20 protein-coding genes and 1 pseudogene are annotated in these 19,453 nt (G+C 71.1%); 14 read left to right on the top strand and 7 right to left on the bottom strand.

Annotation, left to right across the window (positions count from 1 at the left end):
* Positions 1–3: 3 nt before the first annotated feature.
* Together AC07GB_RS02425 and AC07GB_RS02420 are read right to left on the bottom strand one after the other, a co-directional pair.
* Positions 4–96 (bottom strand): annotated as a pseudogene (locus AC07GB_RS02425) (thioredoxin domain-containing protein); the annotation flags it as partial.
* Positions 97–105: 9 nt separating this feature from the next.
* Positions 106–942: a hypothetical protein gene (locus tag AC07GB_RS02420; RefSeq protein ID WP_478841345.1), complete on the bottom strand. Its 837-nt coding sequence runs from the start codon at positions 940–942 to the stop codon at positions 106–108.
* A gap of 337 nt (positions 943–1,279) precedes the next feature.
* Here AC07GB_RS02420 and AC07GB_RS02415 point away from each other — a divergent pair, with 337 nt between their 5' ends.
* Entirely contained in the window at positions 1,280–2,047 is a 768-nt protein-coding gene (locus tag AC07GB_RS02415; RefSeq protein ID WP_478841417.1) for a helix-turn-helix domain-containing protein, read from the top strand.
* Between the two features lie 75 nt (positions 2,048–2,122).
* On the opposite strand, the gene AC07GB_RS02410 is transcribed toward AC07GB_RS02415, so the two are convergent.
* Positions 2,123–2,377 carry a mycoredoxin gene (locus tag AC07GB_RS02410; protein ID WP_478841344.1) on the bottom strand — a complete coding sequence of 85 codons (255 nt, stop codon included), beginning with the start codon at positions 2,375–2,377 and terminating at the stop codon, positions 2,123–2,125.
* Between the two features lie 530 nt (positions 2,378–2,907).
* On the opposite strand from AC07GB_RS02410, the gene AC07GB_RS02405 reads away from it, so the two are divergent.
* The 5 genes from AC07GB_RS02405 (at position 2,908) to AC07GB_RS02385 (ending at position 6,793) form a co-directional block, all read left to right on the top strand.
* Positions 2,908–5,112 (top strand): ATP-dependent DNA helicase UvrD2, encoded by a 2,205-nt coding sequence (locus AC07GB_RS02405; RefSeq protein ID WP_478841343.1) that lies wholly within the window; start codon positions 2,908–2,910, stop codon positions 5,110–5,112.
* A gap of 163 nt (positions 5,113–5,275) precedes the next feature.
* Positions 5,276–5,605, top strand: a complete 330-nt coding sequence (locus tag AC07GB_RS02400; protein ID WP_478841342.1) for a hypothetical protein — start codon at positions 5,276–5,278, stop codon at positions 5,603–5,605.
* Between the two features lie 167 nt (positions 5,606–5,772).
* Positions 5,773–6,141 carry a WhiB family transcriptional regulator gene (locus tag AC07GB_RS02395; RefSeq protein ID WP_030359819.1) on the top strand — a complete coding sequence of 123 codons (369 nt, stop codon included), beginning with the start codon at positions 5,773–5,775 and terminating at the stop codon, positions 6,139–6,141.
* On the top strand, positions 6,138–6,461 hold the full coding sequence (locus AC07GB_RS02390; protein ID WP_478841341.1) for a hypothetical protein: 324 nt from the start codon (positions 6,138–6,140) through the stop codon (positions 6,459–6,461). The genes AC07GB_RS02395 and AC07GB_RS02390 overlap by 4 nt, the downstream gene beginning before the upstream one ends.
* A gap of 140 nt (positions 6,462–6,601) precedes the next feature.
* A complete protein-coding gene (locus tag AC07GB_RS02385) occupies positions 6,602–6,793 on the top strand; it encodes a hypothetical protein (protein ID WP_478841340.1) in 192 nt (63 codons plus the stop codon).
* A 70-nt stretch (positions 6,794–6,863) separates the two neighbouring features.
* Here AC07GB_RS02385 and AC07GB_RS02380 read toward each other — a convergent pair whose 3' ends face one another.
* Together AC07GB_RS02380 and AC07GB_RS02375 are read right to left on the bottom strand one after the other, a co-directional pair.
* Positions 6,864–8,261, bottom strand: coding sequence for an ABC1 kinase family protein (locus AC07GB_RS02380; protein ID WP_478841339.1), 1,398 nt, complete (start codon positions 8,259–8,261; stop codon positions 6,864–6,866).
* A gap of 33 nt (positions 8,262–8,294) precedes the next feature.
* On the bottom strand, positions 8,295–9,440 hold the full coding sequence (locus AC07GB_RS02375; RefSeq protein WP_478841338.1) for a ThiF family adenylyltransferase: 1,146 nt from the start codon (positions 9,438–9,440) through the stop codon (positions 8,295–8,297).
* Between the two features lie 334 nt (positions 9,441–9,774).
* Here AC07GB_RS02375 and AC07GB_RS02370 point away from each other — a divergent pair, with 334 nt between their 5' ends.
* From AC07GB_RS02370 to AC07GB_RS02355, 4 genes are all read left to right on the top strand, one after another.
* A complete protein-coding gene (locus AC07GB_RS02370) occupies positions 9,775–10,371 on the top strand; it encodes a M48 metallopeptidase family protein (RefSeq protein WP_478841337.1) in 597 nt (198 codons plus the stop codon).
* Positions 10,372–10,522: 151 nt separating this feature from the next.
* Positions 10,523–12,268, top strand: coding sequence for a TerD family protein (locus tag AC07GB_RS02365; protein WP_478841336.1), 1,746 nt, complete (start codon positions 10,523–10,525; stop codon positions 12,266–12,268).
* A gap of 11 nt (positions 12,269–12,279) precedes the next feature.
* Positions 12,280–12,960: an AIM24 family protein gene (locus AC07GB_RS02360; RefSeq protein ID WP_478841335.1), complete on the top strand. Its 681-nt coding sequence runs from the start codon at positions 12,280–12,282 to the stop codon at positions 12,958–12,960.
* Positions 12,961–12,974: 14 nt separating this feature from the next.
* Positions 12,975–13,730, top strand: a complete 756-nt coding sequence (locus AC07GB_RS02355) for an AIM24 family protein (RefSeq protein WP_478841334.1) — start codon at positions 12,975–12,977, stop codon at positions 13,728–13,730.
* Positions 13,731–13,860: 130 nt separating this feature from the next.
* Here AC07GB_RS02355 and AC07GB_RS02350 read toward each other — a convergent pair whose 3' ends face one another.
* Both AC07GB_RS02350 and AC07GB_RS02345 read right to left on the bottom strand, forming a co-directional pair.
* Positions 13,861–14,391 (bottom strand): NUDIX hydrolase, encoded by a 531-nt coding sequence (locus tag AC07GB_RS02350; RefSeq protein ID WP_478841333.1) that lies wholly within the window; start codon positions 14,389–14,391, stop codon positions 13,861–13,863.
* Positions 14,388–15,908 (bottom strand): zinc-dependent metalloprotease, encoded by a 1,521-nt coding sequence (locus tag AC07GB_RS02345; protein ID WP_478841332.1) that lies wholly within the window; start codon positions 15,906–15,908, stop codon positions 14,388–14,390. The genes AC07GB_RS02350 and AC07GB_RS02345 overlap by 4 nt, the downstream gene beginning before the upstream one ends.
* 192 nt (positions 15,909–16,100) lie before the next feature.
* Between AC07GB_RS02345 and AC07GB_RS02340 the strand changes: the two genes are divergently transcribed.
* The 4 genes from AC07GB_RS02340 (at position 16,101) to AC07GB_RS02325 (ending at position 19,389) form a co-directional block, all read left to right on the top strand.
* The gene (locus tag AC07GB_RS02340; protein WP_144320819.1) at positions 16,101–17,213 is read left to right on the top strand and encodes an SDR family oxidoreductase; all 1,113 of its coding nucleotides are present in this window, start codon (positions 16,101–16,103) and stop codon (positions 17,211–17,213) included.
* A gap of 178 nt (positions 17,214–17,391) precedes the next feature.
* Positions 17,392–17,856: a molybdenum cofactor biosynthesis protein MoaE gene (locus AC07GB_RS02335; protein WP_478841331.1), complete on the top strand. Its 465-nt coding sequence runs from the start codon at positions 17,392–17,394 to the stop codon at positions 17,854–17,856.
* A gap of 152 nt (positions 17,857–18,008) precedes the next feature.
* Positions 18,009–18,188: a hypothetical protein gene (locus tag AC07GB_RS02330; RefSeq protein ID WP_030683279.1), complete on the top strand. Its 180-nt coding sequence runs from the start codon at positions 18,009–18,011 to the stop codon at positions 18,186–18,188.
* A 106-nt stretch (positions 18,189–18,294) separates the two neighbouring features.
* A complete protein-coding gene (locus tag AC07GB_RS02325; RefSeq protein WP_478841330.1) occupies positions 18,295–19,389 on the top strand; it encodes a YlbL family protein in 1,095 nt (364 codons plus the stop codon).
* Positions 19,390–19,453: the final 64 nt, after the last annotated feature.

The raw sequence follows: 19,453 nt of genomic DNA, 5'->3' as shown, positions 1-19,453 counted from the left end.
GGCCTAGGCGAGCTTCTGCTTCACCTGCGCCAACGAGGGGTTCGTCAGCGTCGAACCGTCCGGGAAGAGAACGGTGGGAACGGTTCTTACTTTTCCCACCGTCTCTCAGGCGGCCAGACTCACTCGGTCCCCCCAGAGGAGAGGGACGGTGGCCACCTCCCCAGTACGGAGGTCGGTCACTTCCACGCTGCGGGTCACGCCTACGGAGATCAACTGAGTGCCCTCCGGCGGCGTGCCGGTAAAGCCGATCTCCATCACGAACGCCTGCGAGGGGAAGTTCTGGCCGTACTCGAACCTGACACCGTCAGGGCCAGCGATGACCTTCACACCCCATGAGATCAGCTTCTCCCGCCGCTCCTCACGACTCGCGCTGTCCCACCATTCCCCGTAGGTCCGACCGGTTGGGCGCCACTCACTGACGGGAGCTGTCTCCGGAGCGCTGGTCAGTGCCTCACGGTCGGCAGCGGCCTTCGCGACATGTCGTCCGTACTCGACTGCTGACAACCGACCGGCCTTGAGCTCTGCGGTGAACTGCTCAATCTGAGCATCCACAAGCGCTACTTGAACGGCCCTGGAGTCGTCCTGAACGGCCCGACGCTCCATCACGGGACGATCGCCGATCTGGGCCTTGAGCGTGGCCTCTACAAGACCGTAGAGCGGTTCTGCGGGCATGGTGTGCCCCTCGCACCGGACGCGGCCCTTGCTCTTGTTGCCCTGGCACCGGATGCGGGCGGCTTGGTTTCCCTTGCCGCCCCGGACCCAGTAGAGCGGGTGCTCGTAGTCGGAGCCGTCACAGAAGAGCCACCCACGCACAGGAGAGACTTTGGCGGGCCCCTTGGTGTACTTGACCAGGGTCACGGCTTCCTGGAGTGCCAGCCACTCCGACTCGTTCAGCAGAGGTTCCGAGCGCATGACCGGTGACCCGTCGGCGTTCCTCACCACGGTCCCGCCGGAAGCGTGATCGCGAACCTGAGTGCTGGCCCTACTGGCCGCTCGAAGATCGTCAGCCGCGACGGCTCGGGCACGGTCGGCCCAAGCCGACGCGCACTGAGCACACCCCGGGGCAGGTGCACAGTCGAGCAGCCAAGCGCGGTAGCCGACGGGCAGCTCGATAGGGATGGGGTCCGGATAGGTCTGCGTCCTGGAAGGCATGCACCCCATGGTCTTGATCGGCTTCGGTCACCGCGACGTCCCTGCGGGCGTCGGTCAGGCGTCACTCGAAGGCGTCAAACCGGTGTCATTCCAGAGTCGCCGGATCTACCGTGGCCTCATGGCGACGATGACGACGCAGGTACCGAATGACACGCTGCGTGCCGTCCGTATCGGCATGTGTATGAGCCAGGACGAATTCGCTGCGGCTGTCCGCAAGGCCGGTGAACAACTGGGGGAGCCGAACGAGGCGAACAAGCGGCTCGTGCAGAGGTGGGAGTCAGGAGTGACACGCTCTTGTCGCCCGGTGTACGCACGGGCTCTGGAGAAGGCCACAGGACGGCCTGCCGAGGCTTTGGGGTTCGCGCTCCCGGTGCCATCCGCACGGGTTCGTGAGGATGGTTCTGGGGGTCATGACATGGAGCCGAGCCCCGAGGGCGTGACACAGGCCGAAGGCGCTCCGCAAGCGGAGCCTCAGGGGGCGAGCTACTCGGGTGTGTGGCTGTCCCGGTACGAGTTCTTCTCATCGAGCAGGGACGAGACCTTCGAAGGCAAGCACTACGTCCTCGTGCTGCACCGGGGGAACCGTCTGAGCGTGGAGTCCTTGCCGGGCGCCTCGTCCAACCCGGACTCTCCCCTTTCCCTGGACCTGACCGTTGATCGCAACGTGGTGACGGGATCGTGGGTGGAGCAGACCGCCACCGACGGTTACTACCAGGGTGCCCGCTATCACGGGGCGATTCAGATGCTGGTGGAGCCGACCGGTCGCAGGATGGCGGGGAAGTGGGTGGGGTTCGGGAAGGACTTCGACATCAACAGCGGCCCTTGGGAGCTTCGGCTCATGGACCGCTCGACCAGTAAGGCCACGATGGAGAGCTTCAGCCGTACGCCAGAGTGAAGCCGTCCATGCCCGACAGCATGACTCGGCCCCTGTCCGATCTTGCGGACAGGGGCCTTCTGCGTGGAGGGGGACTCAAGCTGCCATGGCCTGCTTGACCTGAGCCAACGACGGGTTCGTCATCACGGACTCAGTGCCAGCGTCGGAAACCACGAGGACCGTGGGAACCGTCTGGTTCCCCCCGTTCGCCTTCTCGACGAACGCGGCGGACTCCGGGTCCTGCTCGATGTTGACCTCGGTGTACGCGATGCCCTCGCGGTCCATCTGGCTCTTCAGCCTGCGGCAGTAGCCGCACCACGTGGTGCTGTACATCGTCACAGTGCCCGGCATGTCTCTCGCGCTCCTTCACGGCTCGGTGTGCGTCATCGCACTTCGGTGTGCGTCATCGCACTTCGGGGTGCGTCATCGCACTCAGTCGAACGTACGCGACCCCGCCCCCATTCCCACCCCCACACCCCTCCCACCACGCGCGTCCCGGTACCCCTGCGGTGCTTCCCGCACCTCCGCGACGCGCCTCGTGACCCGGCCCGGCATCCCCACGACACGTCCCGGCACCACCACGGGCGTCCCGGTACCTCCGCGGCGCTTCCCAGTACCTCCGCGAGGCGTCCCCGCACCTCCGTGACGCGACCCGGCGCCACCACGACACGTCCCCTCACCCCCCCCGCGACGCGGCCCAGCACACCCACGGGCGTCCCGGCAGCTCCGCGGTGCTTCCCGCACCTCCGCGACGCTTCCCAGTACCTCCGCGACGCGTTCCCGCACCCCCAAGACCTCTCCCCGGGGATTAATACGACTGCGGCTGCCTCCCTGTGGATAACCCCGCTCACGCGTCCCACGGGAACTGGCAGCATTGGAGGGTGACAGCAGCAACGCACTCCCCCCTCTTCCCGCGGGTCCCGGACTCGGCCGACGCGGTGCTCGACGGGCTCGACCCCGAGCAGCGCGAGGTCGCCACGGCCCTGCACGGGCCGGTCTGCGTACTCGCCGGCGCGGGCACGGGCAAGACCCGTGCCATCACCCACCGCATCGCCTACGGAGTGCGCGCGGGCATCCTCCAGCCCGCCAGCGTGCTCGCCGTCACCTTCACCAACCGCGCCGCCGGCGAGATGCGCGGCCGCCTCCGCCAGCTCGGCGCCCACGGCGTCCAGGCCCGCACCTTCCACTCCGCCGCCCTGCGCCAGCTCCAGTACTTCTGGCCCAAGGCCGTCGGCGGCCCCCTGCCCCGACTCGTGGAACGCAAGATCCAACTCGTCGCCGACGCCGCTGCCGCCTGCCGCATCCGCCTCGACCGCAACGAACTGCGGGACGCGACCGGCGAAATCGAATGGTCCAAGGTCACCCAGACCGTCCCCGCCGACTACGCCGCGGCGGCCGCCCGAGCAGGCCGCGAAACCCCCCGCGCCCCCGCCGAGATCTCCCAGCTCTACGCCGCCTACGAAGACCTCAAGCGAGACCGCTCCGTCATCGACTTCGAAGACGTCCTCCTCCTCGCCGTCGGCATCCTCCAGGACCGCCACGACATCGCCGAGCAGGTCCGCTCCCAGTACCAGCACTTCGTCGTCGACGAATACCAGGACGTGAGCCCCCTCCAGCAGCGCCTCCTCGAACTGTGGCTCGGCGAGCGCGACAGCCTCTGCGTCGTCGGCGACGCCAGCCAGACCATCTACTCCTTCACCGGCGCCACCCCCGACCACCTCCTCGACTTCCGCACCCGCCACCCCCGCGCCACCGTCGTCAAACTCGTCCGGGACTACCGCTCCACCCCCCAGGTCGTCCGCCTCGCCAACGGCCTGCTCGCCCAGGCCCGCGGCCGCGCCGCCGACCACCGCCTGGAACTCGTCTCCCAGCGCGAACCCGCCGCCGAACCGATCTACACCGAGTACCCGGACGAACCCGCCGAAGCCGAAGGCGCCGCCCGCCGCATCCGCGCCCTCATCGCCGACGGCACCCCCGCCAGCGAAATCGCGATCCTCTTCCGCACGAACTCCCAGTCGGAGATCTACGAACAGGCCCTCGCCGACGCCGGCATCCCCTACCAGCTCCGCGGCGCCGAGCGCTTCTTCGAACGCACCGAGGTCCGCGAGGCCGGCGCGGCCCTACGCGGCGCCGCCCGCTTCGGCGGCAACGACACCCTCCTCGACGACGTCGTCGACCTCCCCTCCCAGGTCCGGGCCGTCCTCTCCACCAAGGGCTGGACCACCGAGCCCCCCGCCGGATCCGGCGCCGTCCGCGACCGCTGGGAGTCCCTCGCCGCCCTCGTACGCCTAGCCGAGGACTTCGCCCGCGCCACCCCCTCCGCGACCCTCGCCGACCTCGTCGCCGAACTGGACGAGCGCGCCGCCGCCCAGCACGCCCCCACCGTCGAAGGCGTCACCCTCGCCTCCCTCCACGCCGCCAAGGGCCTGGAGTGGGACGCCGTCTTCCTGGTCGGCCTCGCCGAAGGCATGATGCCGATCACCTACGCCAAAACCGCCGAACAGGTCGAGGAGGAGCGCCGCCTCCTCTACGTAGGCGTCACCCGCGCACGCGCCCACCTCTCCCTGTCCTGGGCGGTCTCCCGCTCACCCGGCGGCCGCCCCAACCGCCGAGCCACCCGCTTCCTCGACGGACTGCGCCCCGGCTCGGGCGCGACCGCCGGAGCGCGCGCCGCGGGCGGCACAGGCGGCATCGAGCGCGGCACCGGCGGCACCGAGGCCAGCGGCCCCAGAGCCCGCCGCCGCACCAGCCGCACCCCGGCCCGCTGCCGCGTCTGCGGCCGCACCCTCACCGAAGCCGGTGAGATGAAACTCATGCGCTGCGAAGACTGCCCGTCGGACATGGACGAAGGACTCTACGAGCGCCTGTGGGAGTGGCGCGCGGGGCACGCGCGCCGCATCGGACAGCCGCCGTTCTGCGTCTTCACGGACAAAACCTTGATCGCCATCGCCGAGTCCGCGCCCGAGGAGGAGGGCGAGCTCGCCCGCATCCCCGGCGTCGGCCAGCGCAAGGTGCGCACCTACGGCGCCGACGTCCTCGCCATTTGCGCAGGTCAGGAGGTTGCCGACGGTGGCGAGGCGAACTGATTCAAACTCGTCGAAAAAATAGTTTGCGTAGGCGCCAGCAAGCCCCATAGGTTCTTAACACGGAAACGGCGGGCTTCTCCGGAGCCCCGGTTCCGTGCTGTACTTGTCAGTCCGAAGGATCGGTCCCGGCCGATCCCCTAGACGCCGAGAGGAGGCGATTCCAGTGATCAGCACCAACGCCAGCTTCATCAGCACCGTCAAAATGACCGATCGCTCGGTCGTCGCCTCCTGCCTGCTCGGCTTCTCGAACCAGGGCACCGGTCTGTCCGTCGGCAACGCCGCCGTTCGCCCGACTGCCTCCCTGCCTGCCACGGGTCTCCAGATCCGCGAGGGCAATGAGCGACCGACCCAGGCACCGGAAGCAGCAGTAGCGATCGCACAGGCGCAGGCCTATGCCTTCGCGGCAGCCGGTGCCGGATTCCGGAAGCAGACGACGCAGCACCACACGATGTGGGCCTTCCGTGGGCTCGAACCCTGGAGTGATCCAGTCTGATCTCGATCAGACCGGCGCCTTCAGGGCCGCGGAACCCCACCCGGGATCCGCGGCCCTTCTGTTTTCCCCAAAACAGGGAGACAGAGCGAAGGGGCCACCGCAAGACCCGGTACCAGCCGCCAACCGGCCGACCCAGGCCGGAACGACAGACGAGGAAGAACACCACCGTGCAACTCGAAGCGCACGCCCCGTCCGTACCGCCTTCAGACACGCTCCCCCCGCCCGCACCCACGGAGGACCCGACCTTGACTCCCCTCACCGCGCTCACCGCGCTCGACGACGCCATCGAGAACCTCGGCGTGCCCGTCCCCTGCCGTGCCTACGACCCGGAGGTCTTCTTCGCGGAGTCCCCGGCCGACGTCGAGTACGCCAAGTCGCTCTGCCGCACCTGCCCGCTGATGGAGGCCTGCCTCGCCGGCGCCAAGGAGCGGCGTGAGCCGTGGGGTGTCTGGGGCGGTGAGCTGTTCGTCCAGGGCGTCGTCGTAGCCCGCAAGCGCCCGCGTGGCCGTCCGCGGAAGAACCCGGTAGTGGCATGAGTACCGCCGGAACGATCGACCGCCCCCTGACGCACGACCCGAAGAAGCAGGCCCCGATGAAGGCACCCGCGAGTGAGCCCACCGGCTCCGCGACCTCAGACTTCACCACCACCGGCGCGACCGGCTCGCGCCAGAACAGGACCCGAGAGATGCAACTCATCCCAGAAGCCATGGCCCGTGCGCATATGCACGAGCGACTGCGTGAGGCCGAGCAGCAACGCCCGGCCGCCCGCCTGATCGCGGCCCGCCGCATGCAGCGCCGCGCCGAGCGCGCCTCGCTGCGCGCCCGCCGCGCGCTCGCCATGGCGGTCATGCAGTAAAAGCGGTGCCACGCTGCCACCCGGCAGCGGAAGCTCCCACCGAGCTTCCCGGCAAACCTCGCGGGGGGCGGTCCGAACGGACCGGCCCCCGCGGTGCGTTGTGCCCGCCGAACACCCGGCGACGGCGATAAGGTCGCCGAGTGGACCAGCAGCCTTCTCAGCCTGCGGACACCGAGAATTTCGTGTGCTCCCGCTGCGGCACGGTCGCCAACGGCCGGCCCCCCACCTGGACCTGCTCCGTGGAGAACGGCATCCGCCACTACTTCTGCGACGCCTGTGCGCGGGACAACATTCGGGCTATCGAGGGGAGACTCGACTCGGCCTGGTGGTGATCGACGCTCCGGGGGGGGCTCCCCCTCCCCCCCCCGCCCCCTCCCCACCCCCAGCCCTCCCCGCGTCAGGTCATGCCTCAGCCGCCGCTTCGTCCAGCTCTCGGCCGTCGCCCGGCTCCTGCTCCTCGCCCTGTTCCACCGGCTCGTCCGGAAGGAAGCCGGGGACCCACTCCTCCAGCTCGTCCCGCATCCGCACGGTCGCGCCCAGCTGGCACAGGACGCCGATGGTGCTGAGCGTCACGCGGTGTATGAGCAGGTACGACGGGGGCAGATTGAGTCGTTTGCCCAACTGGTAGGCGGGGGAGCGGGGATCGGCCACGCGTGTCGCCTGGCTGCGCATCCAGCCGCGCGTGAATGTGAACTCGTCCGCCAGGGCGGGCTCGATGATCGGCAGCAGATAGTCGAGGACCGCTTCCGGCTCCAGGTCGACGGAGTCCTTGATGAAGCCTTCTTCGCACAGCATCTCGTAGACCGCGTCGGCCTGGCCCTCGACCGTCATCCGCAAGGAGCGCCCGATCGTCGGGGGCAGTCCGCCGGGCAGCCGGTCCACCGTGCCGAAGTCCAGGACGCCGAGCCGCCATTCACCCTTCTCTCCCGGGAGCAGGCGGAAGTTACCGGGGTGCGGGTCGGCGTGCAGCAGGCCCGTGCGGGCCGGGCCGGAGAACAGGAAGCGGGCGAGGAGCTGGCCCGCGCGGTCGCGCTCCTCCTGCGAGCCGTCGGTGATCACGTCGGCCAGCGGTACCCCGTCGATCCACTCCGTCACCAGGACCTGCTCGCACTGGTGCACCACGTCGGGGACGATCACGTCCGGGTCGTCCGCGAACTCCTCGGCGTGGGCGCGCTGGGCCTGTGCCTCCAGGTCGTAGTCCAGCTCCTCGGAGACGCGGTCGCGCAGCTCCGCGATGAGGGGCTTGATGTCCATCCCCGGGATGAGCGGGCCAAGGACGCGGGCGAAGCGGCCCAGTTGGTTCAGGTCCGAGAGCAGTGCCTCGCCGGCGCCCGGGTACTGCACCTTCACCGCGACATCGCGGCCGTCCGCCCACACGGCCCGGTGCACCTGGCCGATCGAGGCCGCCGCGGCGGGCTTGTCCTCGAATTCCTGGAACAGCTCCCGCCAGTCCTCACCGAGCCGCTCCGCGAGCACGCCGTGCACGGTGCGGGTCGGCATCGGCGGCGCGGCCTCCTGGAGTTTCGTCAGCGCCGCGCGGTAGGGCCCGGCGACCTCCTCCGGCAGGGCGGACTCGAAGACGGACATGGCCTGCCCGAACTTCATCGCCCCGCCCTTCAGCTCGCCGAGGACCTTGAACAACTGCTCCGCCGTGCGTTGTTGCAGCTCACGGCCGACGATTTCCGCGGACTTCCCGCCGATTCTCTTGCCGAGCCCCCAGGTCGCGCGGCCCGCGAAGCCGAGCGGCAGCGCGGCCAGTTTGGCGGTACGGGTGACCGCCTTCCGGGGAAGATCAGACATGCGCCCCTCCAATTCCCAGACAGCCGCGCCCTCTCAGGCGGTTACACCGGTCATTGTCTCGTGTGGCTCTCGATCCACGGAGGTGTCCTCCCCCTTAACGCGCTCACTCGCCCCACAGGGGCATGTGGCGTGCGCCGGTACGCGCTGGGCGCGCCAGGCGAAGCGCGGGGCCTCCGCCAGCCAGCGCACGCCCGTGAGCGAGGGCGCCGCGCCGTCCAGGAAGGCCAGGGCATGGGCGGCCACGAGCCCGGCCACGGTGGTGGCAAGGGCCAGGTCACAGGCGGGCACCTGACGCCGGTGCCCCGAGTGCCACTGCGCCAGCATGCGCGGCCAGGCGGCGTCGCGGTCCGACTCGGTCAGGGCCAGGCAGCCCCCGCAGGCGCTCACGCCCGGCAGCACCAGGGGCCCCACCACGCCGGTCCCCTCGATCACGCCCGCGTACAAGTGCGGGATGCCGGCGGCGAGCAGCGGCTCCGCCCCGGACGGCGCCGGGGCGTAGGCGTCGAGGCCGTCGCGCGGGGTGAGCAGGACCAGGGACAGGGGGTGCTCACCGTCCGCCCTGTCCTCGGGGTGCCGTGGTGGGCGACCCGGCGCGGCGTGGCGCGCGGCCCGCCGTGCCGCGACGTCCCTGCGCTGACCGACGGACTCGGCAGGCAGTCCGCCCGGGGCGACGTCCCAGGGCTCGACGCAGCCTCCGTCTCGCACGTCCACCTGCCCCACCCCCGCGCCGGACAGGACCGACGCCACGAGCGCGCCCACACGGCCGGTGCCCTGCACGCGCACGCGTGTGGCCCGGCGGGCGGCCAGCTTGCGGATGCCGTCGTGCGGACGTGGGGTGACGGCCGAGAGGGCAGCCAGATCCGGGCGCAGCCGGTCCATGACGTCCGGGCGGGCGCGCAGGGCGTCGGCGGCCGGGCCGCCGCCAGTCGCGTCGTCCAGCAGGCCGGCCTGCTCCAGGCGCTGGAGCAGTGCGTCCACATGCCCCTCGGGCAGGCCCATTCTCTTGGCTTCCGCGCGCAGGAGGGGCAATCCGCGTGTGCCGTCGAGGAGGGTGAGGAAGCTGCCTGTCGCGGTGTCCACGGGGCCGAGCACCCGGGCGTGCGCGGGCGTCACCCCGCATTGGACGGTGTTGAGATCGCGCCAGCCGCGTCGCAGTGCTGGCTTGAGGATCGGATGCATGCGTTCCCCCGTGTGTTGCCGTGTCGTGCCCGTTCCAAGTTGTGTGTCGTGCGCCGAGCGCGCCGCGACCGTCGATCAGCCGCTTGGAGCCGCGCTTCGAGCCGCGTTTCGAGCCGCGTTTCGAGCCGCGTTTCGAGTCTCGTGGCGAGGCGCGGTTCGAGAGGGTGCGCTCGACCGTCAGCATGCCCGTCCGGCTCGGAGCGTGCTCGGGGTTGTCCACAGGCGGTGAGTGTTTGTCGTACTAATCGAGCTAATCGAGCGGACGGGGAGGGGATCGATATCGAACCGTCCCGGAGGCGGGACTTCCCGCTCGCCGAACGGGTAACGTCAAGGCGTGCCCGCCGACCCACTGCACCGCGCCGGAAGTCCACAGCGCAGCGCGACCAGCCCGCCGTCGCCCGGTGCGGCGGCGACCGCGGTAGAGGTGCGGCGGAGTGCCCGCCGACGGCGAACGGTCTCGGCGTACCGCGAGGGGGACCGCACGGTCGTCCTCATCCCCGCACGCATGTCCGAGGCGGAGGAGCAGCGCTGGGTGACCGTGATGCTGGACAAACTGGCCGCGCAGGAGAGCAAGCGGGTCCTTGGGGACAGTGAGCTGGCCGAGCGGGCGCGGCGGCTCTCGGAGCAGTTCTTCGACGGCAGGGCGCGCCCCACGTCCGTGCGCTGGGTGACGAATCAGAACACCCGGTGGGGCTCGTGCACGCCGGCGGAGGGCAGCATCCGCCTTTCGCACCGGTTGCAGGGCATGCCGGAGTACGTGGTCGACTACGTACTGGTCCACGAGCTTGCGCATCTGCTGGTGCCGGGGCACGGGCCGCGTTTCTGGCAGCTCCTGGAGGCGTATCCGCGGACGGAGCGCGCCCGGGGCTACCTCGAAGGGGTGGCGGCCGCGGACCGGCTGCCGCACCTTCCCGCCGCCCGGGAGGAGTGACCGGCGCCTCGGCGCGGCAGGGCGCGTGGGGCGGCCCGCGCCTCCCCGAGGTGGTTGTGTACCGGGTCTGTACCGGCTTCGTCCGTTGTCGGACTTTGCGGTTAGCCTGGCGCGACGCATTCACCTTCGGGATGGGGGACGGTCGTTACGTATGCCCAGGGAATTCCAACGCGGCCATAAGGCCAAGATCAGTGACCTCACCGCGGGGACCGATCTGTACGTCGGTGTGCACATCGCTGCCCCGGGGCTGACCTTCGACATCAGCTGCTTCGGTCTCGACGCGGACGAGCGGCTGTCGGACGACCGCTACTTCATCTTCTTCAACCAGCCGAAGTCCCCGGAGGAGTCGCTTCAGCTCCTGGGCGCGCAGGCCGGGGACAACGAGTCCTTCCGCGTCACCCTGGACCGGATCCCGCCGCAGATCCAGAAGCTGTCGTTCACTGCCGCGATCGACGGCGCCGGGCAGATGTCGCAGATCGCCTCGGGCTACATCCGGATCGTCGCGGGCGGCGAGGAAGTGGCCCGGTACGCCTTCAGCGGCTCGGAGTTCTCCACCGAGCGGGCGCTGATGCTCGGTGACTTCTACCTGAAGGACGTGTGGCGGTTCGCCGCGATCGGGCAGGGCTTCGACGGCGGCCTGGACGCGCTGCTGCGCAACTTCGGCGGCGAGGTTGCCGAGGACGAGCCCGCGGCGCCCGAGCCGCAGGGCCACGCCGGGGTGCCCGGTTTCGCCCCGCCCGGCGGCGCCACGCAGCCGCCCGCGTTCGGCGCCCCGGCCCCCTCGGCCCCGGCCCCAGCGGCCCCCGCCCCAGCGGCCCAGGCTCCGGCCCCGTCGGCCCCGGCCCCAGCGGCCCAGGCTCCGGCCCCCGCGCCGCCCCCGGCCCCCGCACCGCACACCCCACCCCCCGCGCCGGCCCCCGCCGCCCCATCCGTGCACTCCGCGCAGACCATCGTGGCCCCGCTCGGCCAGCCGGGCGGCCCGGTGCCGCCCCCGGCCCCCGTCCCGCCCCAGGCCCCGGCCCCGTACGGGCAGCCGCAGGGCTACGGCCAGCAGCCGTCAGCACCCCTGCCCCCCGGATACGGCCAGCCGTCCGCGCCGCCCCCTCCTGGGTACGACCAGCAGCCGTCGGCGCCGCTTCCGCCCGGCTACGGCCAGCAGCCCCCGGCCCCGGTTCCCGGCCAGGCGCCGCCGCCCTTCGCGCACGGTGCGCCGAGCGCCGCCGGAGCGCCGCAGGCCGCCGGTGTGGCCGCCGCGCTGCAGAAGTACCGCGAGGCGGGCACGGGCCAGCGCTGGACGCAGCAGAACGAGAAGATGGTCCGCATCGACCTGAACGTCGGCGGCCAGCCCGTGCTCGCCCGGCAGGGCAGCATGGTGCTCTATCAGGGCAAGGTCGAGTTCAGCTACAAGGGCGCGGGCTTCGCGGGCCGCGTCGTGGGCAACGCCACCGGCCAGGAGATGCAGCTGATGCGCTGCACGGGCCGCGGCCAGGTGTTCCTCGCCGAAGAGGGCACCCACCTGCACCCCATCGAACTCCAAGGAGACGCCCTTTGCGTCTCCGCGGAGAACGTCCTCGCCTTCGACGAGTCCCTCCAGCACGAGGTGCGCCGCATCGAGGGGCACGGCATCCCCGGAGGCGCGCTGTTCGTCATGCAGTTCCAGGGGAGCGGCACCGTCGTCGTCAAGACGCACGGCACGCCCGTCGTGCTGCCGGTGACCCCGACCACCTTCGCCGACTGCCACGCGGTCGTCGCGTGGTCGGCCGCCGCCCAGGCGATCGTGTCCAGCCAGGTCAGGCTGCGCGGCAACGCCTCAGCGGGCTCCACGGGGGAGAGCGTGAACCTCCAGTTCCGTGGCGCGCCCGGCAATTTCATCGTCGTCCAGCCGTACGAGGTCTGAGGGAGCCCGTCATGAACCAGCCGCTCGCGGGCTATGCCCCGGCCCCTGTCGCCGCCCGCATGGAGAACCACGGCCACCACATGGTCAAGGTCGCCATGCAGACCGGAAACGACCTCTTCGCGCGCGTGGGGTCGATGGTCGCCTACGAAGGGTTCGTGCAGTACGAGCCGAACCCGCCCGCCGTCCGCCAGATCGCCCGCGACTGGATCACCGGCGAAGGCGCCCCCCTGATGAAGTGCTCCGGAGACGGCCTGCTCTACCTCGCCGACTACGGGGCCGACGTCGTCGTCATCAACCTGGCAGGCGACGCGCTCTCCGTGAACGGCACCAACCTCCTCGCCTTCGACGCGAACCTCCAGTGGGGCGTCGAGCGGGTCAAGGGCCTCGCGAAGTTCGCGGGCCAGGGCCTGTGGAACATCAAGGTGTCCGGCCAGGGCTGGGTGGCGCTGACCTCGCGCGGCACGCCCGTCGTCGTCGACTGCGGCCGCGGCGAGGACGAGACGTACGTGGACCCCGACGCCCTGATCGCCTGGTCGCCGAACCTGAAGGTGAAGGGCAAGCGCAGCTTCAAGGCCGGCTCCCTCATCGGGCGCGGCAGCGGAGAGGCCTACCAGATGGGGTTCTCCGGAGAGGGCATCGTCGTCGTACAGCCCAGTGAGGACAGCACCGACCGCCTCCGGATCCGGAGCTGAGGGGGAGCACCACCATGCAAAGCTCGCTTTTCGCACACTCCGAGCAGCAGACCCAGGAGCGCTACACCGTCCAGAACCCGCAGCTGCTGCGGGTCGCCCTGACAGGCCACGACGACGTGCTCGCCCGCAAGGGCGCCATGGTCGCCTACCAGGGGCTCGTCGAGTTCGACGCCGAGTTCCAGTCCGGCGGGCAGCGCCGGGCCCGGGCGCACACCGGTGAGGGCCTTGACCTCATGCGCTGCCACGGCCAGGGCACCGTCTACTTCGCGAACCTCGCCCAGTACATCCACGTCGTGGACGTGGAGCAGGACGGCCTCACGGTGGACAGTTCCTACGTCCTCGCCATGGACTCCTCGCTGTCCCACCAGGTGATCGCGGTGGACAGCCAGTACGGGATCTCCGGCTCCGGCAAGTACCAGCTGAACATCACCGGCCGCGGCAAGGTCGCCCTGATGACCTCCGGGCAGCCGCTGATGCTCCAGGTCACCCCGGACCGGTACGTCAACGCCGACGCGGACGCGATCGTCGCCTGGTCCAGCGGCCTGCGGGTGCAGATGCAGGCACAGACGCATTCCTCGGGCGTGTGGCGGCGCCGCGGCAACACCGGCGAGGGCTGGGAACTCAGCTTCATGGGCCAGGGCTACGCGCTCGTCCAGCCCAGCGAGCTGCTGCCGCCGCAGCACGCCCAGATCGGCCAGGGCGCGCGCGCCCAGTTCGGCGTGGGCCAGCAGGGCGCCCGGGGGCAGAACCAGAGCAACGTCTGGAACTGAGCCCGATCCCTTTGAGTGCCTATGGGTTCCGACCCCTGTGGGTTCCGATCCCTGTCGGTTCCGACTGCTATGGGTAAGGGGCGGTCGCCATGGCGACCGCCCCTTACCCATGCCGCCTGTCAGGAGGCCGTCACACCGGCAGGCGCTCCCGCGTCGCCTCCACGAGGCGCACGACGGACGTGTCGGCCACGCCCGCCACCTCGTCGTACGCGAACCAGCGCAGGTCCAGGGACTCGTCGCTGATCGCCTCCACCGCGCCGGACGGCGCGAGGGCGGCGTACTGCACGTCCAGGTGCTGGGTGCAGGGGCCCGGGATCGGGTGGCGGTCAAGGCGCACCGGGCCGCCCGGCAGCAGGGTGAGGCCCTGGACGCCGGACTCCTCGGTGGCCTCCCGCAGGGCCGCCTCCGCGAGGGTGCGGTCGCCCGGCTCGCAGTGCCCGCCCATCTGGAGCCACATGCCCAGCTTCTTGTGCAGCGTGAGGAGCACGCGCCCGCGGGACGGGTCGACGACCAGCGCGCTGGCGGTCACGTGCCCGTCCGTGCAGGCCTTCCACATGCCGTCGTCCGGGTGGGCCGACAGATGGTCCAAGTAGTACTGCCGCAGGTCGTCCTGGTGCTCGTACGCCTTCAGCACGAGCACCGCGTCGTCACGCAGAGTCACTTGCCGTCGTCGCCCTTGCCCTCGGTGGAGCCGCCCTGGGAACCGCCCTCGGAGGAGCCGCCCTCGGAGGAGCCGCCCTCAGGGGCGCCGCCCGCCGCAAAGTCGTCCCCCTCCGTGAGGTCCGGCTTGCCCGACGTGCCGCCGTGCGCCGCCTCGCCGAGCATCTTGTCCAGCTCGGAGAAGTCCAGCTGCTCGCGGTGCACGAAGCCGTCCGGGTCGTCCAGGTCGGACGCCGTCGGGAGCATGTCCGGGTGCGCCCACAGGCCGTCACGGCCGTCGACGCCGCGCGCGTCCGTGAGGGAGGCCCACAGGCGCGAGGCGTCGCGCAGGCGGCGCGGGCGCAGCTCCAGACCGATGAGCGTCGCGAACGTCTGCTCGGCGGGCCCACCGGTGGCCCGGCGGCGCCGCAGCGTCTCCCGCAGCGCGTCCGCCGACGACAGGCGCGGCTTCGCCGCCGCGTGCACGACCGCGTCCACCCAGCCCTCGACGAGCGCCAGAGCCGTCTCCAGGCGGGCCAGGGCGGCCTTCTGCTCGGGGGAGTCCTCCGGCTGGAACATGCCTTGCTGAAGGGCTTCCTGAAGCTGCTCCGGATTCTGCGGGTCGAACTGGCCGACGACGTCTTCCAGCTTGCTCGTGTCGACCTTGATCCCGCGGGCGTAGCCCTCCACGGCGCCGAACAGATGCGAGCGCAGCCACGGCACGTGCGCGAAGAGCCGCTGGTGGGCGGCCTCACGCAGGGCCAGATACAGCCGCACCTCGTCCATGGGGACGCTGAGGTCCTTGCCGAACGCCGTCACGTTCACCGGCAGGAGAGCCGCTCGGCCCGCCGGGCCCAGCGGCAGGCCGACGTCCGTGGAACCGACGACCTCGCCCGCGAGGACGCCCACGGCCTGGCCGATCTGCTGGCCGAACATGGCGCCGCCCATGGAGCGCATCATGCCGATCAGCGGGCCGGCCATGGCCTGCATCTCCTCGGGCAGGACATCGCCCATGGCCACGCCGACGCGCTCGGCGACGGGGTCGACCAGCTCCTTCCACGCCGGCAGGGTCGCCTCGACCCACTCGGCGCGGCTCCAGGCCACGGCCGTGCCGGAGCCGGAGGGCAGGGAGGTGGCGTCGTCCAGCCACAGGTCGGCCAGGCGCACGGCCTCCTCGACGGCCGTCCGCTCCGCGGGGCCGACGCTGGCGTCCTTGGTGCCGTCGGCCGTGCCCTGGGCGACGGTCTGGCGGGCGATGTCCTTGGCCATGTCCCAGTTCACGGGACCGCCCTCGTACGACAGCATCTGGCCGAGCTGCTGGAAGGCCGCGCCCAGGTCGCTGGGGTTCATGGAACCGAACATCGCGGCGAACGGGTTGTCCCCGCCGCCGGGGCCGCCCAGTCCGGGCACACCGAAACCGAACGGGTTCCCAGGGCCACCGGAACCCTGGCCCCCTCCGGGGGTGTCCTTCTTCTTGCCCTCGTCGCCGTCTTCCGGCTCCTCCGGCGGAAGGCCGAATCCGAATGGGGTGTCACTCACGGGTTTCCTCGGCTCGTAAGGCCACCGGATCTGGGTCCGGCGGCGGCTGCCCGACAACACCCCCCAGGGTAGACACCGTGACGGGATCGGGCCTCGGTGCTTCGCCGCCTCGGGGGCTGCGGCAGGATGGATGCCACCTGGTACGTACGCGTCATTCGCATACGTACTGAAGACAACCGCTGGAGACGCCCGGTGAGTTCCCCAGATCCGCAGGTTCGCGCAGCGCGAAACCCTTCGACCCCGGCCCCGGTGCGCGGGCCTGTCGTCGCCGTGACCGGCGCCGCGGCGGGCGTGGGCGCGCTGCTGACCGAGCGCCTGGCCGAGTCCGACGAGATCAAGCAGGTCGTGGCCATCGACGAGCGGCGCGGCGAGTGCGCCGCCGCCCAGTGGCACATCCTGGACGTCCGCGACCCGGCGATCGCCGAGAAGCTGCGCGGCGTGGACGTCGTCGTGCACCTCGCGCTCGACCTCGACCTGGAGACCGACGGGGCGGCCCGCACGGCGTACAACGTACGCGGTACGCAGACCGTGCTGACCGCGGCCGCCGCCGCGGGGGTGCACCGGGTCGTCCTGTGCACATCGGCGATGGTCTACGGAGCACTCGCCGACAACGAACTGCCCCTCTCCGAAGACGCCGAACTGCGGGCGACCGCGGAGGCGACCGGCGTCGGCGACCTCCTGGAGATCGAGCGGCTCGCCCGGCGCGCGCCCCGCGCCCACCCCGGCCTGAACGTCACCGTGGTGCGGCCCGCCGTCCTCGTCGGCGGCACCGACACCGCGCTGACCCGCTACTTCGAGTCGCCCCGGCTCCTCGTCGTCGCCGGGTCCCGGCCCGCGTGGCAGTTCTGCCACGTCGACGACCTGTGCAGCGCCCTGGAGTACGCCGTCCTGGAGAAGGTCGAGGGCGAGCTGGCCGTCGGCTGCGACGGGTGGCTGGAACAGGAGGAGGTCGAGGAGCTGAGCGGGATCCGGCGCATGGAGCTGCCCTCCGCCGTCGCCCTCGGGGCGGCCGCGCGGCTGCACCGCATCGGCCTCACGCCGTCCCCGGCCGGGGACCTCGCCTACACGATGTACCCCTGGGTCGTCAGCGGCAGCCGGCTGCACGACGCGGGATGGCGGCCGCAGTGGACCAACGAGGAGGTCCTCGCGGAGCTGCTCGAGGAGGTCGCGGGACGGCGGACCGTCGCCGGGCGGCGCCTCGGGCGCAAGGACGCGACGGCGGCGGGGGCCGCGGGCGCCACCGTGGCCCTCCTGGGTACGGCCGCCCTGGTGCGGCGGGCCCGGAAGGCGCGGCGGCGGCTCTGACGGCCTCTCCGGGCCCCTGAGCCGCCCCTGTCCCCGCGCTCGCCGTCGCGGGCACAGCCCGGCGAGGGGAAGCCGCCAAGGGCCCTGCGCCGGGTCGTACGGATGGCCAAGTGGGCCGCGGGGGCCCTGGGGGATAGCGCTATTCCGTCGGGTCCGTCGCGTGCGGCACCATGGCCCCATGGCACGTACTCCGATCGACCACCCGGGCGAGCAGGCCGCCGACGCGCCGATCCGGCTGCTTGCGATCCGGGACACGCCGCTGTCGCTCGACGAGGTCTTCCAGGCCGTCGGTGACGACGCCGCGGGCGGCACCGCCCTGTTCGTCGGCACGGTGCGCGACCACGACGGGGGCGCCGACGTGGACGCGCTCGCGTACTCCAGCCACCCCACCGCCGAGGCCGAGCTGCGGCGGGTGGCGGAGAAGGTCGTCGCGGACTTCCCCGTGCGCGCCCTGGCCGCCGTGCACCGCGTCGGTGACCTCACCGTCGGTGACCTCGCGGTCGTCGTCGCCGTCTCCTGCCCGCACCGGGCCGAGGCCTTCGCGGCCTGCCGCAAGCTGATCGACGACCTCAAGCACGAGGTGCCCATCTGGAAGCACCAGACGTTCAGCGACGGCCAGGAGGAGTGGGTCGGGGCCTGCTAGCCCTCCCGGTGGGTACGCGTACGGAACGCCGCGGGTGGTACGTCCGCACAGCTCCGGTTGCGTAACCGGACCCCTGCCGTGAGCGTTGTCGGAGCGGCGGGTTAATCTGCTGATCAGTCAGTTGTGGTCGCTCATGGGGTCGGGAGGTCGACATGGCATCACTTGCCTGGTTGCTCATTCCACTTCTGGCGGCGGTCGGCGCAGGTCTGTGGGCTCTTTTGGCCCATCGCAACCGCGAGAGCGGAAAGACCGGCGACATCAGCGAGCTGAACGGCTACGCGGCGTTCCGCAAGGCGATGGAGAAGACCCACTCGGGTACCGACGCCGTCTGAACCGCGGTCCCGCCACACCCGGGGGACCGCCCAGCGGCCTGCCCGCCCGGCCCGTACGGACCGGCCCCGGGGGTGCCCTCACAGGACCGTCCCGTACTGTCGTTCCATGCCACGCCGCACGGCGACGCTGCTCGCCTCCACCCTGATGCTCATCGCGCTGCTCTGCGCGGGAGTGCTCATCAAAGTGCCGTACTCGGAGATGTCCCCGGGGCCGACGGTGAACACCCTGGGTGACCACGACGGCGAGCCGGTGCTCCAGATCTCGGGCCGCAAGACCTACCCGACGAGCGGCCACCTGAACATGACGACGGTCCGCGTCACCAGCGCCGACTACAAGATGAACCTCGCCGAGGCCGTCTACGGCTGGCTCTCGCACGACAACATCGTCGTACCGCACGAGACGCTGTACCCGGACGGCAAGACCGAGCAGGAGTCGTCCCGGGAGAACGCCGAGGAATTCAGCCAGTCCCAGGAGAGCGCGAAGGTCGCCGCCCTGAAACAGCTGGACATCCCCGTGAAGTCCCAGGTCGTCGTGGGCAGCGTCGTCAAGGACAGCCCGGCCGAGGGCCGGCTGCACGCGGGCGACGTCATCCGGAGCGTGGACGGCACGGCCGTGAAGAAGACCACGGACGTCGCCAAGCTCGTCACCCGGCACAAGCCCGGCGAGACCGTCACGTTCACCGTCGTACCGGTCAAGGAAGCGGCCGCCGCCGAGAAGGCCGGCAAGAAGCCCACCAGGACCGAGGACATCAAGATCACCACGGCGAAGTCCGACGACGAGGGCAAGGCCCGGGCGATCGTCGGCATCCAGGCCGGAACCGACCACACCTTCCCCTTCACCATCGACATCAAGCTCGCCGACGTGGGCGGACCGAGCGCGGGCCTGATGTTCGCACTCGGCATCGTCGACAAGATCACACCCGGTGACCTCACCGGCGGCAAGTTCGTCGCGGGCACCGGCACGATCGAGGACGACGGCAAGGTCGGCCCCATCGGCGGCATCGAGATGAAGACCGTGGGCGCGCGCGACAAGGGCGCCGAGTACTTCCTCACGCCCAAGGACAACTGCGCGACCGCCGCGAAGGACGTCCCCGACGGGCTCACGCTGATCAAGGTGGACACCATCGCCGACGCCGTGAAGTCCCTCGACAAGATCCGCAAGGGAGACACCGCGGGCCTGCCGCAGTGCGCCAAGGGCTGAGCCCCCGGGAACGGCCGCGGCCGGGGCCCTCGACCCCGGCCCCGGCCACGTACACGGTCGGATT

It is taken from the genome of Streptomyces sp. NPDC045778, assembly GCF_056431945.1.
The sequence above is the reverse complement of the archived record's forward strand: the minus strand, read 5'-3'. Positions and strand labels throughout refer to the sequence as shown.

Excerpts from the sequence above, each read along its gene's own strand:
- AC07GB_RS02355 (WP_478841334.1), top strand. The coding sequence starts at position 12,975 with ATGCAAAGCTCGCTTTTCGCACACTCCGAGCAGCAGACCCAGGAGCGC.
- AC07GB_RS02360 (WP_478841335.1), top strand. The coding sequence starts at position 12,280 with ATGAACCAGCCGCTCGCGGGCTATGCCCCGGCCCCTGTCGCCGCCCGC.
- AC07GB_RS02330 (WP_030683279.1), top strand. The coding sequence starts at position 18,009 with ATGGCATCACTTGCCTGGTTGCTCATTCCACTTCTGGCGGCGGTCGGC.
- AC07GB_RS02380 (WP_478841339.1), bottom strand. The coding sequence starts at position 8,261 with ATGTCTGATCTTCCCCGGAAGGCGGTCACCCGTACCGCCAAACTGGCC.
- AC07GB_RS02410 (WP_478841344.1), bottom strand. The coding sequence starts at position 2,377 with ATGCCGGGCACTGTGACGATGTACAGCACCACGTGGTGCGGCTACTGC.
- AC07GB_RS02325 (WP_478841330.1), top strand. The coding sequence starts at position 18,295 with ATGCCACGCCGCACGGCGACGCTGCTCGCCTCCACCCTGATGCTCATC.
- AC07GB_RS02365 (WP_478841336.1), top strand. The coding sequence starts at position 10,523 with ATGCCCAGGGAATTCCAACGCGGCCATAAGGCCAAGATCAGTGACCTC.
- AC07GB_RS02390 (WP_478841341.1), top strand. The coding sequence starts at position 6,138 with ATGAGTACCGCCGGAACGATCGACCGCCCCCTGACGCACGACCCGAAG.
- AC07GB_RS02335 (WP_478841331.1), top strand. The coding sequence starts at position 17,392 with ATGGCACGTACTCCGATCGACCACCCGGGCGAGCAGGCCGCCGACGCG.
- AC07GB_RS02375 (WP_478841338.1), bottom strand. The coding sequence starts at position 9,440 with ATGCATCCGATCCTCAAGCCAGCACTGCGACGCGGCTGGCGCGATCTC.
- AC07GB_RS02415 (WP_478841417.1), top strand. The coding sequence starts at position 1,280 with ATGACGACGCAGGTACCGAATGACACGCTGCGTGCCGTCCGTATCGGC.